The sequence below is a fragment of the Pseudomonas sp. MM211 genome (assembly GCF_020386635.1).
GTDB lineage: Bacteria > Pseudomonadota > Gammaproteobacteria > Pseudomonadales > Pseudomonadaceae > Aquipseudomonas.
In genome coordinates, this window is sequence record NZ_CP081942.1 from 2271892 (window position 1) to 2285049 (window position 13158).

11 protein-coding genes are annotated in these 13158 nt (G+C 60.4%); 5 read left to right on the plus strand and 6 right to left on the minus strand.

The features are described 5' to 3' along the window. Positions 1 to 31 precede the first annotated feature (31 nt). From xerD to thrC, 4 genes are all read left to right on the plus strand, one after another. Complete coding sequence (gene xerD / locus K5Q02_RS10375) at positions 32 to 928, plus strand: site-specific tyrosine recombinase XerD (protein WP_225838916.1); 897 nt, start codon at positions 32 to 34, stop codon at positions 926 to 928. Between the two features lie 107 nt (positions 929 to 1035). Further along, entirely contained in the window at positions 1036 to 1761 is a 726-nt protein-coding gene (locus K5Q02_RS10380) for a DsbC family protein (protein ID WP_225838918.1), read from the plus strand. A 112-nt stretch (positions 1762 to 1873) separates the two neighbouring features. Next, positions 1874 to 3178 carry a homoserine dehydrogenase gene (locus K5Q02_RS10385; RefSeq protein ID WP_225838920.1) on the plus strand — a complete coding sequence of 435 codons (1305 nt, stop codon included), beginning with the start codon at positions 1874 to 1876 and terminating at the stop codon, positions 3176 to 3178. A gap of 58 nt (positions 3179 to 3236) precedes the next feature. Continuing rightward, the gene (thrC, locus tag K5Q02_RS10390; RefSeq protein WP_225838922.1) at positions 3237 to 4646 is read left to right on the plus strand and encodes a threonine synthase; all 1410 of its coding nucleotides are present in this window, start codon (positions 3237 to 3239) and stop codon (positions 4644 to 4646) included. Between the two features lie 197 nt (positions 4647 to 4843). Here the strand turns inward: thrC and K5Q02_RS10395 are convergent, their stop codons facing one another. From K5Q02_RS10395 to K5Q02_RS10420, 6 genes are all read right to left on the minus strand, one after another. Beyond that, entirely contained in the window at positions 4844 to 5566 is a 723-nt protein-coding gene (locus K5Q02_RS10395) for an endonuclease (protein WP_225838924.1), read from the minus strand. Between the two features lie 300 nt (positions 5567 to 5866). Further along, on the minus strand, positions 5867 to 6907 hold the full coding sequence (locus K5Q02_RS10400; RefSeq protein WP_225838926.1) for a DUF2157 domain-containing protein: 1041 nt from the start codon (positions 6905 to 6907) through the stop codon (positions 5867 to 5869). 139 nt (positions 6908 to 7046) lie between these two features. Further along, a complete protein-coding gene (gene rhlB / locus K5Q02_RS10405) occupies positions 7047 to 8474 on the minus strand; it encodes an ATP-dependent RNA helicase RhlB (RefSeq protein ID WP_225838928.1) in 1428 nt (475 codons plus the stop codon). A gap of 102 nt (positions 8475 to 8576) precedes the next feature. After that, on the minus strand, positions 8577 to 9740 hold the full coding sequence (locus tag K5Q02_RS10410; protein ID WP_225838930.1) for a dipeptidase: 1164 nt from the start codon (positions 9738 to 9740) through the stop codon (positions 8577 to 8579). Between the two features lie 57 nt (positions 9741 to 9797). Next, positions 9798 to 10736, minus strand: coding sequence for a GGDEF domain-containing protein (locus tag K5Q02_RS10415; protein WP_225838932.1), 939 nt, complete (start codon positions 10734 to 10736; stop codon positions 9798 to 9800). A 211-nt stretch (positions 10737 to 10947) separates the two neighbouring features. Further along, positions 10948 to 11601: an alpha/beta hydrolase gene (locus tag K5Q02_RS10420; RefSeq protein ID WP_225838934.1), complete on the minus strand. Its 654-nt coding sequence runs from the start codon at positions 11599 to 11601 to the stop codon at positions 10948 to 10950. Between the two features lie 479 nt (positions 11602 to 12080). Here K5Q02_RS10420 and K5Q02_RS10425 point away from each other — a divergent pair, with 479 nt between their 5' ends. Beyond that, positions 12081 to 13109: an amino acid ABC transporter substrate-binding protein gene (locus tag K5Q02_RS10425; protein ID WP_225838937.1), complete on the plus strand. Its 1029-nt coding sequence runs from the start codon at positions 12081 to 12083 to the stop codon at positions 13107 to 13109. The last annotated feature ends 49 nt before the right edge of the window (positions 13110 to 13158 follow it).

The window sequence follows — 13158 nt, forward strand, 5'->3', positions numbered from 1 at the left end:
CGCCAAACCTTTGCTGTTTCAGGGGTAACCGATGTCTGCAGTCGACCATCCGCTGATCGAGCGTTTCATCGAGACGTTGTGGCTGGAGAAAGGCCTTTCCGTGCACACCCGGTCGGCGTACCGCAGTGATCTGGCTTTGCTCAACGGTTGGCTGCAAGGTCGCGACGTCGAGCTGCAGGCAGTGGGGCGCGACGTGTTGCTCGATCATCTTGCCTGGCGCATGAATGAGGGCTACAAGGCGCGCTCCACGGCGCGGCTGATTTCCGGGATGCGCGGTTTTTATCGATTTCTGCTGCGTGAGGGAGTGATCGAAACCGACCCGACCTTGCAGGTGGATATGCCGCAGCTCGGTCGGCCGTTGCCCAAGTCTCTGTCCGAGGCAGATGTCGAGGCACTGCTGGCGGCGCCCGATCTGGGTGATCCCATCGGGCTGCGTGATCGCGCCATGCTCGAGGTGCTGTATGCCTGCGGGCTGCGGGTCAGTGAGCTGATTGGCCTGACCCTGGAGCAGGTCAATCTGCGTCAGGGTGTGGTGCGTGTGTTCGGCAAGGGCAGTAAAGAGCGCCTGGTACCCATGGGTGAGGAAGCGATCCGCTGGGTCGAGCGTTATTGTCGCGAGGCGCGGCCGGTTCTGCTCGGCGGGCGACCAGGCGATGTGCTGTTCCCCAGTTTGCGCGGCGAGCAGATGACTCGGCAGACCTTCTGGCACCGCATCAAGCATCAGGCCAAGGTGGCCGGTATCGCCAAGTCGCTGTCGCCGCATACCTTGCGCCACGCTTTCGCGACCCATCTGCTCAACCATGGCGCGGATCTGCGTGTGGTGCAGATGCTTCTGGGGCACAGTGATCTGTCCACCACGCAAATCTACACCCACGTGGCGCGGGCTCGCTTGCAGGCGTTGCATGCGCAGCACCATCCGCGGGGATGAATCGGTTGCGGTAGTTCGCGCTTTGCATCCTGGCTCTGCGGCCTGCAGCTGCGGTTGTGATAATCTTCGTTCTTCCCTCGTCACCCCGTCGCTCGATAGGAGTATTCATGCGTGTGACCCGCATTTTCGCGGCCATGGCCCTTGGTCTGGTCAGCACCCTCGGCCATGCCGCCGATCCGGATCAGACGATCCGCAAGAACCTGTTGTCGATCCAGCCTGATCTGCCGATTGAAGCCATTGCCGAAAGCCCGATGCCCGGTGTCTATCAGGTACAGCTCAAGGGCGGTCGCCAGCTGTATGCCAGCGCCGACGGGCAATTCGTCATGCAGGGTTACCTGTTCCAGTTCAAGGACGGGCAAGCCATCAACCTGACCGAGGCTGAAGAGAGCCGCGCCATCGCCAAGCAGATCAATGCCATTCCTGCCAAGGACATGGTGGTGTTCGCGCCCAAGGAGCCGAAAGCACATATCACCGTGTTCACCGACACCGACTGCGGTTATTGCCAGAAGCTGCACAGCGAAGTGGCTGAGCTCAACAAGCAGGGTATCGAAGTACGTTATCTGGCCTTCCCGCGTCAGGGGCTTGGTAGCAAGGGCGCCAAGGATCTTGCCAGCGTCTGGTGCTCGAAGGATCGTCAGGCGGCGATGAATCAGGCCAAATCGCGTCAGTCGGTGGCTGAGGCCACTTGCGACAATCCGGTGGCCGAGCAGTATCAGCTCGGGCAGATGATCGGCATCAATGGCACGCCAGCGATCATCCTGGAAAACGGCAAAATGATTCCGGGCTATCAGCCCGCAGCGCAGTTGGCAAAACTGGCGCTGGAAGCCAAGTGATTTGAAGGGGTAGTCGATTGACTATCCATTGGCCGCTTCGTAATGTGCGGCTCTTTTTCCACGCCTGGAGCACGCTCCGGGCGTTCTATGCAGTGCAGTTGGGGAGTCTAGTGTGAATCCGGTCAAAGTAGGCATCTGTGGGCTGGGTACCGTCGGTGGCGGTACCGTTAATGTGCTCAAGCGCAACGCCGAGGAAATCGCGCGTCGTGCCGGGCGTGGCATCGAGGTGGCGCAGATCGCTACCCGTACACCCAAGCCTCAGTACCAAACGACCGGCATTACCATTACTGACGATGTCTTCGCGGTGGCCAGCAACCCCGAGATCGACATCGTCGTAGAACTGATCGGCGGCTACAGCATCGCTCGTGAGCTGGTGCTCAAGGCCATCGACAATGGCAAGCACGTGGTGACCGCCAACAAGGCGCTGATCGCCGTGCACGGCAACGAGATATTCGCCCGCGCTCGCGAGAAGGGCGTGATCGTCGCCTTCGAAGCGGCGGTGGCTGGCGGCATCCCGGTGATCAAGGCGATCCGTGAAGGCCTGGCGGCCAACCGCATCAACTGGCTGGCCGGAATCATCAATGGCACCGGCAACTTCATCCTCAGTGAAATGCGCGAGAAGGGTCGTACCTTCGAAGACGTGCTGGCCGAGGCGCAGGCGCTGGGTTATGCCGAAGCTGATCCGACCTTCGACGTCGAGGGTATCGATGCGGCTCACAAACTGACCATTCTGGCGTCCATCGCTTTCGGTATTCCGCTGCAGTTCGACAAGGCCTACACCGAAGGCATCACCAAACTGACCACCGCTGACGTCAACTATGCCGAAGCGCTGGGCTACCGCATCAAGCATTTGGGCGTTGCACGCCGTACCGAGGCCGGTATCGAGCTGCGCGTGCACCCGACGCTGATTCCGGCCGACCGTCTGATCGCCAACGTCAATGGCGTGATGAATGCGGTAATGGTCAATGGCGACGCTGCTGGCAGCACGCTGTTCTACGGTGCTGGCGCTGGCATGGAGGCGACCGCTTCGGCGGTGGTGGCGGATCTGGTCGATGTGGTGCGTGCCCTGACCACTGATCCGACCAATCGCGTACCGCATCTGGCCTTCCAGCCGGATTCGCTGTCCGACCATCCGATCCTGCCCATCGCTGAATGTGAAAGCGCCTATTACCTGCGCATTCAGGCCAAGGATCGCCCTGGCGTTCTGGCTCAGGTGGCGAGCATTCTGTCGGAGCGCGGCATCAATATCGAATCGATCATGCAGAAAGAAGTCGAAGAACAGGATGGCCTGGTGCCTATGATCCTGGTCACTCATCGCGTTGCCGAGCAGCGCATGAACGACGCCATTTCGGCACTGGAGGCGCTGACCGATGTGGTCGGCAACGTCGTGCGCATCCGCGTCGAACAACTCAGCTAATTCAGCCGCACGCCGCGCTTTGCTCGCGGCGTGACGCTCAACCGAAGGTTTGCAGACAATGCGTTATATCAGCACTCGCGGCCAGGCACCGGCCCTGAATTTCGAAGATGTCCTGCTGGCCGGTCTGGCCACTGACGGCGGCCTTTATGTGCCGGAAAACCTGCCGCGCTTCACTCAGGAGGAAATAGCTTCCTGGGTTGGCCTGCCGTACCACGAGCTGGCGTTCCGGGTGATGCGCCCGTTCGTCACCGGCAGCATTCCGGATGCCGATTTCAAGAAGATCCTCGAAGACACCTATGGCGTGTTCGAGCATTCCGCCGTGGCGCCGCTGCGCCAGTTGAATGGCAACGAGTGGGTGCTCGAGCTGTTCCATGGCCCGACCCTGGCGTTCAAGGATTTCGCTCTGCAACTGCTCGGTCGCCTGCTCGATTACGTGCTCGCCAAGCGCAACGAGCGCGTGGTGATCATGGGTGCCACCTCGGGTGACACCGGCTCGGCGGCCATCGAGGGCTGCAAGGCCTGCGACAACGTCGACATCTTCATCATGCACCCGCACAACCGGGTGTCCGAGGTGCAGCGTCGGCAGATGACCACCATCCTGGGCGATAACATTCACAACATCGCCATCGAGGGCAACTTCGATGACTGCCAGGAGATGGTCAAGGCCAGCTTCGCCGATCAAGGCTTCCTTAAAGGCACTCGCCTGGTTGCGGTCAACTCGATCAACTGGGCGCGGATCATGGCCCAGATCGTCTACTACTTCCATGCGGCCCTGCAGCTCGGTGGCCCGGCGCGTTCAGTGGCCTTCTCGGTGCCGACCGGCAACTTCGGCGACATCTTCGCCGGTTACCTGGCGCGCAACATGGGCTTGCCGATCAGCCAGCTGATCGTCGCCACCAACCGCAACGACATCCTGCACCGCTTCATGAGCGGCAACCAGTACGCCAAGGGTGAGCTGTATCCGACCTTGTCGCCGTCGATGGACATCATGGTGTCGTCGAACTTCGAGCGCCTGTTGTTCGACCTGCATGGTCGCAATGGTTCGTCGATCGCCGCACTGATGACCGAGTTCCGCCAGACTGGCAGCTTTGCCGTCGAGGACGATCGCTGGACCGAGGCCCGCAAGCTGTTCGACTCCCTCGCCGTGAGCGACGAGCAGACCTGCGAAACCATTGCCGAGGTGTACGCCGCCACTGGCGAGCTGCTCGACCCGCACACCGCCATTGGCGTGCGTGCGGCTCGCGAATGCCGTCGCAGCCTGGCTGTGCCGATGGTGGTGCTGGGCACGGCGCATCCGGTCAAGTTTCCGGAGGCGGTGGAGAAGGCCGCCGTCGATCAGTCGCCGGAGCTGCCGCCGCACCTGACCGATCTGTTCGAGCGTGATGAGCGTTGTACCGTGCTGGCCAACGACCTAGCGACCGTGCAGCAATTCGTGGCTGCCCACGGTAATCGCGGCAAGCCGCTTTAAACGATAGCGTCTCAGCTCGAAAGGCCGGCCACCGTAGGGTGCCGGCCTTTTTTTGTGCTTGGTTTTCGCTGCTTGTAGGCGATGGCGCGCACGCTCTCGTAGCCTGCGGTTGAGCGAAGCGATACCCAGGAGGGTGCTTGAAATTTAGACCGATCCCGGGTTTCGCTTCGCTCTACGCCAGGCTACAGGTACGCCGTTCAGTGCCGGTTGATTGCGGCGATCGGCGCCTTTTGGCAGGCGCGTTTGTCGAGTTGCCCGACATAGGGGTTGGCCCAGCCCATCACGCAGCCCATCAGTTGATTGCGTTGGCGTTCCCAAGGTTGTGCCGGGTAGGTCTTGTTCCAGGCGCTGAACAGCTGGCGGTTCTGTTTCGACAGCCTGAGTTTGTAGCGGTCGCTCATGTACAGGTAGGTGCGGGCGATCATGCCGCGTACTTCCTTGCGGGGCATGACCTTGCGCGCCCTGAAGTCGACCACTGTCGGACAGGCGCCGTACTGGCTGGGTTGTTGCGGTAACCAGCCGAAATCGTAGTTGCTGCGATCGCCATTCACTTCGCCAATCGCCGGCACCAGATTGTGCAGGTCGGCTTCGGCGCGGCGGAATACGTTGTCGTTCTTGCTGCAGTTCTTGCGGCCGCCGTTTTGCCAGCACTGGCGCTGATGGCCGATTTCCCAGGCTGAGACGATATGCTCCCACTCGATCCGAGACGCGCGGTTGGCATTCTTGCGTGGGGTGTAGCCGCAGCTTTTCAGGTCGACGCGATTGCCACTGAAGCTGCAGCCACAGTAGAACTCCACCGACTGACGTTCGTAGAGTTTCCAGCCGATCTTTTTAGCCTGGCTGAAGGTTTGCGGCGGTACGGCGAGGATTGATGTGGAGAGGGTGATGCAGAGTAAAGCGAGGAGGCTGCGGGACGGCATGCGGCTTTCCGAAAAAGGGGCGAATCATACCGGTTCATTTGCAGATGCCAAGGCTAGCGATCTGATAGCGCGATTATTTTGACGCTGGCTGTTTACGGTAACGTAAGTTTTTGTTCGAAAAGAATTATTGTTTCTGGAGTCGTGAAGGTGGACTCACTGCGCGAACGCCAGCAGTAGATAAGCCTGCTGGCTATCAACAATTCTCATCGAGTGGACGGAGCATCTGCAGGAACAGCGCTGGCGTGAGCACGCCGGCTGTCAGATTGAGGACATCAAGCGATCATCTGAGGCGCTTCGAAATCAGCGACGCAGCGCCGGTAGAAGCGCCTGCCAGCTGGTTGGCAGGTGTCGGCGCAGGGCGCTGGTCATCGCTTCACGGCGTTTCTGATAGAGCAGACCCAGGCCGATGACGCCCAGGCCGATCAGGCTGACCACCACCGGGAATAGCAGCGAATCCTCGAACACGTCATGCGCCAGGTAACCGAGATAGCCCGCCACGCCCAGAGCGCCGAAGACCATGAACAGCGGGCGACGCAGTAGCACGGCGAGGCCGATCAGGCCCAGATTGATCAGGCAATAGATCAACTTGCCAAACTCGCTGCCGCTGTCCATCAGGCTCAGGCCGCCCCAGAACGCGGTGAGCCCCGCCAGGTAGCCCCAGAAGGCGAAGTCCTGTTTGCTGCGCCCGTCTACCAGCAGGCTAACGAGCAGAATCAGCAGGCCGAACCAGAGGGAGACATCACGGCGTTGCTCCCAGCTGAAGTACTCGCCGTGCAGCAGCTCGCTGAGATCCATCGACATGAACCAGAGGGCAACGGCAATTGGCATGACGATGAACGGAAAGGGCATCACGCGTAGTACCAGCAGGCCGACCACGATCGTGGCAACCTCCATGAACAGCCAGCCACCTTGCACATAGCGGTAGTAATCGACGTAGTCGGTTTGCGTGTCGCCTAGCGGCCAGAAGCCGAATACCCGCTGGCCTGCAAACACCACCAGGGGTGTCATGCTTACCGCCACCGCCGCCAGCAGACCGCCGGGAATCGGCTGACCGCGTTGCCATAGGCTTCGACCCGCTAGAAGGAACAACAGCAGGTAGGTGCCACTGATCAGCAACAGGGCTGTGTCGCCGATGCTCATCCAGGCTTCGGTCATCAGCCAGCCCATGGCACCGATGATCAGCAGCGCACCGAAGTAATAGGCCACATGGGACAACTGAAAGCTGGGGCGGCTGTGTGGGTCGTGCTGAAGAAAGTCCAGCAGGGCCTGATCCTGGCCGGGCTGAAGAACGCCGGCCTGGACGGCGCGGTTCAGGTCACTGCTGTCGATCTTGAGTGTCATGCACGAGTCCCTGTAATGGCGCAAAACCTTGTCGCCCGTTACAGGCGCAGGGCGCTACGCGATGACGCTGTAGTGGTATGGGCCAGAGTGGTGGGCCACTCTGGCCAGTAGGCTGCCGGACGGCGAAGCCTGGTGCTAGCTATGAGTGTTGACGCGGTACTGGCTTGAGCAGCTCGTCGGGCGGCATTTCACAGGCGATCTTGCGGCCCATCAGCGCTTCGATGGCTGGCAGCGCGTAAGCATCGTCTTCGCCGGCGAAGCTGATCGAGGTGCCGCTGGTGCCCGCACGACCGGTACGACCGATGCGGTGCACGTAGTCATCCGGCGTTTCCGGCAGGGTGAAGTTGATCACGTGGCTGATGGCATCAACGTGGATGCCGCGGCCGGCTACGTCGGTCGCAACCATCACGCGGATCTTGCCTTCGCGGAAGCCTTCCAAGGCGCGGATACGCTTATGTTGCGGTACATCGCCAGACATTTGCACCGCACTGATGCCGTCGCGAGTCAGGCGTTCTTCGATACGTCGTACTTCGTCCTTGCGGTTGGCAAAGACCATCACGCGAATCCAGTCGTTCTGGGTTATCAGGTTGTACAGCAGCTTGTATTTATCACTGCCGGCCACGGCATAGACGTGTTGCTCGACCGTGTCGCTGGCGACGTTTTCCGGTTCGATCTCGACGATGGCAGGGTCGGTGGTCCATTGCTTGGCCAGGTTCATCACGTCTTCGGTGAAGGTGGCGGAGAACAGCAGGGTCTGGCGTTCGCCCTTCATGGGGGTCTGGCGGATGATCTGGCGCACCTGGGGGATGAAGCCCATGTCGAGCATGCGGTCGGCTTCATCGAGCACCATGACCTCGACCATGTCTAGGTGGACTTCACCGCGCTGGTTGAAGTCCAGCAGGCGGCCCGGGGTGGCGACCAAGATGTCGCAGAAGCGTGATTCGAGCAGCTTGAGCTGCTTGTCGAAGTCCATGCCGCCAACGAAGCTCATGACATTCAGGTTGCTGTACTTGGTCAGGTCGGCGGCGTCTTTGGCGATTTGCACAACCAGCTCGCGGGTCGGCGCGATGATCAGCGCGCGTGGTTCACCCATGTAGCGGTCTTTTGGCGGCGGGGTCTGCTGCAGCTGCGTGATGATCGAGATCAGGAAGGCAGCTGTTTTGCCTGTACCGGTCTGGGCGCGGCCGATGGCGTCCTGGCCCTTGAGGGTATAGCCCAGTACGCCAGCCTGGATTGGCGTGCAGTAAGGGAAACCGAGGTCGTGGATGGCGTGCATCAGCTCCGGTGACAGTTTGAAGTCGTGGAAGCGAGTCTTGCCGGGTGCAGGCTCGGCTTTGAAGTCTTCGAGCTTCCAGGTATCGACGGGCTTGACTACGCGTTCGCGGCGAGGTTTTTCTGGCTTGCTCTGCGGTCTCTGCGCAGCGGGGGCCGAGTCTTTTGGTTGCCGCGGTTGGCGTTCCTCGCGAGGAGGGCTGGCGGGCGGCGAGGAGAGCTCGGGGGCCGTGGAGACTGAGCTGTGTGGCTCATTTTCGGCTTTGCCGAATATTTTTTTGAGTGCTTTGAGCACGGTCATCTCGTCGGTTGATTAAGGAATGAACGGCAGTCAGTGTAAAGCAAGACGCGTGCATGGCGAAGTACCCTACCGATAGCGCCGTTTCAAGGCCACTGATCAATCCGCAGGCAGGCTGGCAAGCAGCAGACGCTGGACGTTGCCGCCCATGATTGCGGCAATTTCTTCCTGACTGAAACCGGCGCTGAGTAGGCATTCTGTCAGTTGGGCGAGGCCCGTCACATCGAAAGGCGCATGGATGGTGCCGTTGAAGTCGGAGCCGAGCGCTACATGCCGAATGCCGACCAGATCAGCGGTGTAGCGAATCGCTTTGACGATAGCCGCTACCGAGGTCGCGCAGACCGCTGTATCCCAATAGCCGATGCCAATCACGCCGTCTGTGGCGGCAATTGCGCGCAGGTGTTTGTCGCTCAAATTACGGGCCCCAGGGCAGGTGCCTTCGACGCCGCCGTGAGAGACCAGCAGCGGGCGCGTGGCGATGCCCAGCACATCGTCCATCAACGGGCGCGAGGCGTGAGCGAGGTCGATCAGCATGGATTTTTCTTCGAGGCGGGCGATCACCTGGCGGCCCAGCGGCGTCAAGCCACCCTTGGTCAGGCCATGGGCCGAACCGCCGACCTCGTTGTCGAAAAAGTGGGTCAAGCCAGCCATGCGAAAGCCTGCGTCGTAGAGGCGGTCGACGTTATTCAGCTGGCCCTCGAGAGGGTGCAGGCCTTCGGTGGCCAGCAAGGTCGCAACACGGCGAGGATCATGGTTCCAAGCGTGGAGGAAGGCGGTCAAATCACCCCGTGTCCTTATCAGTACCAGGCGACCATCGCTGCCAGCCGCCGCTTCATGCAGCTTTTCGGCTTGATACAGGGCGCGCTGCAGCAGGCTGTTCCAGGTTGCTCGCGGCCAGCGTTGGGCCATGGCGAGCAGGGTGATGGTGTCGCTGTCGGCGCCGTTGCTCTCGTAGTTCAGCCCGCGCGGCGATTGGGTGACGGTGGAAAATACTTGCAGGCCGACGCGGCCATCCAGCATGCGTGGCAGATCGGAGTGGCCGTAATCGTAGCGTTTGAGCAGGTCGCGCTCCCAGAGCAAGGCGTCATCGTGCAGGTCGGCGATAAACAGGGTGTCGTGCAGGCGGGTGGCTGCCTCGCCGGCGGGGTAGGGCGCAGGGGATTCGACGCTATTCATGCGTCGGTCGAGGACACTGGGCAAGGTGAAGAACACGCCTGCGGCAACGATCAGGGCAACAGGGACGATCAGCAGGCGTTTACGCATCGGGAGTATTCGCAGAAAGGTATGGGCCCCAGCAGCATGCCACGCGGTGACGGCATTTCAGTGACAGAGGCGGTTGCGGCCTTCGTCTTTCGCCCGGTACAGGGCCTTGTCCGCACGGGCGATCAGGCTGATCAGGCTGTCCTTCTGCACCATTTGGGTCAGCCCCAGGGAAATGGTCACACCGGGCTGGGCGCCCAGTGGCGAGTAGAAGGCACCGATCTGCTCCAGGCTCTCGCGCAGGCGTTCGGCGATGTCGGCCGCCTGTTTCAGGTGCAGTTCAGGCAGCAGCACCACAAATTCCTCGCCACCGAAGCGCACCAGGCTGTCACGGGGGCGCAACTGCCGGCGCAGGGTATGGGCGACCAGGCACAGGGCATAGTCGCCGGCCAGGTGGCCGTGCTGATCGTTGTAATCCTTGAAGTGATCGACATCGAGCATCAGCAGGCACAGTGGTTGGCCGCTGAACAGGCAGCGGGTGCGTTCGCGCTCGAACACGTGCTCCAGCCAGCGCCTATTGAAGGCGCCGGTGAGTTTGTCGACGTTGGCGTTCTGCTCGCTGTCGATCAGTTGCCGGTTGCCCTGGCGCATGCGGCTGCAAAGCACTTCCAGCAGGTTCTGCATCATCTGCGGTGACTGTTGGAACAGCGTATTCAGAGCGTCACGGTGCAGGCGTAGCACGCTGCTCGGCTCAGTGGCCACGACATAAGCGCTGGGGTGTCCGTTGTCGATAAAACTGATCTCGCCTGCGCAATCGCCTGGGCGCAGGGTGTTGACCGGCTGGTTGTCCAGAGAGCCCAGGTAAACCTTGAGGCTGCCGCTGATCACTATATAGAGGTACTGGTTGCGGTCGAACGGCGAGAGCAAAACTTCGCCGGTATCCAAGTCGCAGGGGCGGAAGGAGTCGAGCAGCCGCGTCAAGCTGCCGAGTGCGACGTTGTTGAACAGTCGCAAATGACGAATCTGCTGGAGATCGGTCTGCCAGTGGGCGGCCTTCATGGCATCAGCATCCTTGCTCGACAACGATTAACGATTGGCACCGCTAACGCTCCCTGGGTCGATGACCCCATTCATGACGAAGGTAGGAGTCTCATCTCTGCGACAGTATCTCCCGGCTTAGGGGTTGACAATGCACTTGCGTCATGTGACTTCGGTCAGTGTGCGGACTGTGATATTCGTCACATCTCTAGCATTCTGCAGGAACTACCGCTTATAGACGCGCTGCCAGCCAGTCACCGATATCGCGTATTTCTTCCTGTAGCACCTCATGGTCCATGGAATATTCCTGCCACGTCACGCAGACATCATGTGCGCGAAGCCAATCGTAGGCGGTGCGGCCCATGCCAGGTAGCACCACCCCATCCTGATTACCGTGCAGGCAGTGCACCGGTATGCTGCGCTGCAGGTCGCTCAACTGCACCTGATCGGAAAAGGTCGGCGCATAGGTGGAAAGTGCCAATACGCCACCCAGCGGGCCCTGCCAGCGCAAAAAAGCGGTATGTAGCACCACTGCACCGCCCTGCGAAAATCCGGCCAGGAAGATGCGTGATGGATCGATGCCGTCATCGCGCTGTGCTTCGATAAGGTCGATGACCTGTTGTGCAGATTGCTCGAGTTGGTCGCGATTGATCGCCCTGGCGGGGCTCATGGCCAGAATGTCGTACCAACTTGGCATCTCCCAGCCGCCATTGATGGTCACTGCACGCGTAGGCGCCTGGGGCAATACGAAGCGGGTGCTGCGCAGCGACTGCTGCAAGGCTTCGGCTACCGGCTGGAAGTCAAAGCGGTCTGCTCCCAGGCCATGTAGCCAGATGACGCAGGCGTCGGCGGGAAGTGTGGACTGCAGTACCAAAGTGGTGTTCATGTGTTGCTCCATTGTGGGGCCTTTGCTCTTTTTTGGTGCGGCGTGCTTTTTGGGCACTACGCTAATCCGTGAACAAGATGTCGCAAGATTACAAGTTTCGCTCTTGACCTGCCCATGCCACGGCAAAAAACAAGGGATGGTATGGGCTTTGCTATAAACCTGAAGACTGATGTCGTTGGCCTTATGCGGTAACACCGCCTACGGTTACGGAGCAGACGGGAAAGCCGATTTGATGGGGTTTCCAAAAGGTTCGCAGGGCGCTGCATGCCAGGCGATTTGCAAATTTGCTATCCGTCTCAGGCCCGTTCACCAATGGGCCGGTGCGAGAGTTGATGACCCACACTCGAACAGGCCCTACACTCGCGCCGAGGTCTGGTCACTGGTCGACACCGTTGCTGCCAACAGTGTCGACATGCCCCAAAAGGGTACGGCGATCCGACTGAGACTCCAACACAACAAAAGCAACCGGAGAATGTTCAATGAAGATGGTTAAAACCACCCTGGCGATGTTGACCGCCGCCGCCGTTCTGGGCGCTGCAGGCATGGCCCACGCCGGTGCCACCCTTGATGCTGTGGTAAAGAAAGGTTTCGTACAGTGCGGCGTCAGCGATGGCCTGCCGGGCTTCTCGGTACCAGATGAGAAGGGCAACTATCAGGGTATCGACGTCGATATCTGCCGCGGTGTAGCCGCAGCAGTATTCGGTGACGCGACCAAGGTCAAGTACAGCCCCCTGACCGCCAAAGAGCGTTTCACCGCGATTCAGTCCGGTGAAGTCGACATGCTCTCGCGTAACACCACCTGGACCAGCTCCCGCGACGGCGGCATGGGCCTGGTTTTCACCGGCGTGACTTACTACGACGGCATCGGCTTCCTGGTTAACAAGAAGCTGGGCGTTGCCAGCGCCAAGGAACTGGATGGCGCGACCATCTGTATCCAGGCAGGCACCACTACCGAGCTGAACGTCTCCGACTACTTCCGCTCGAACGGCCTGAAATACACCCCCATCACTTTCGACACCTCCGACGAGAGCGCCAAGTCTCTTGAAGCTGGCCGTTGCGACGTGCTGACCTCCGACCAATCGCAACTCTACGCACAGCGCATCAAGCTGGGCGCACCGGGTGATTGGGTTGTACTGCCGGAAGTGATCTCCAAGGAGCCGCTGGGCCCGCTGGTTCGTCGTGGCGACGAAGACTGGATGGCTATCGTCAAGTGGACTCTGTTCGCCATGCTCAACTCCGAAGAGCTGGGTGTCGACTCGAAGAACGTTGAAGCCCTGGCCAAGGAAACCAAGAACCCTGATGTCGCCCGTATGCTGGGTGCCGATGGTGAGTACGGCAAAGATCTCAAACTGCCGAAAGACTGGGTTGTCCAGATCGTCAAGCAGGTCGGTAACTACGGTGAAGTCTTCGACCGTAACATCGGCAAAGGCAGCGAGCTGAAAATCGAGCGTGGCCTCAACGCTCTGTGGAACAAAGGCGGTCTGCACTACGCTCCTCCAGTGCGTTGATTGACCTGTCGCCCGGCAGTGCACTGCCGGGCGATTTTCGTTCCGTTAT

What these genes read in the sequence shown, in the direction of transcription:
- K5Q02_RS10425 (WP_225838937.1), top strand. Translation starts at nt 12,081, where the DNA reads ATGAAGATGGTTAAAACCACCCTGGCGATGTTGACCGCCGCCGCCGTT.
- K5Q02_RS10395 (WP_225838924.1), bottom strand. Translation starts at nt 5,566, where the DNA reads ATGCCGTCCCGCAGCCTCCTCGCTTTACTCTGCATCACCCTCTCCACA.
- K5Q02_RS10420 (WP_225838934.1), bottom strand. Translation starts at nt 11,601, where the DNA reads ATGAACACCACTTTGGTACTGCAGTCCACACTTCCCGCCGACGCCTGC.
- xerD (WP_225838916.1), top strand. Translation starts at nt 32, where the DNA reads ATGTCTGCAGTCGACCATCCGCTGATCGAGCGTTTCATCGAGACGTTG.
- K5Q02_RS10410 (WP_225838930.1), bottom strand. Translation starts at nt 9,740, where the DNA reads ATGCGTAAACGCCTGCTGATCGTCCCTGTTGCCCTGATCGTTGCCGCA.
- K5Q02_RS10415 (WP_225838932.1), bottom strand. Translation starts at nt 10,736, where the DNA reads ATGAAGGCCGCCCACTGGCAGACCGATCTCCAGCAGATTCGTCATTTG.
- thrC (WP_225838922.1), top strand. Translation starts at nt 3,237, where the DNA reads ATGCGTTATATCAGCACTCGCGGCCAGGCACCGGCCCTGAATTTCGAA.
- K5Q02_RS10400 (WP_225838926.1), bottom strand. Translation starts at nt 6,907, where the DNA reads ATGACACTCAAGATCGACAGCAGTGACCTGAACCGCGCCGTCCAGGCC.
- K5Q02_RS10380 (WP_225838918.1), top strand. Translation starts at nt 1,036, where the DNA reads ATGCGTGTGACCCGCATTTTCGCGGCCATGGCCCTTGGTCTGGTCAGC.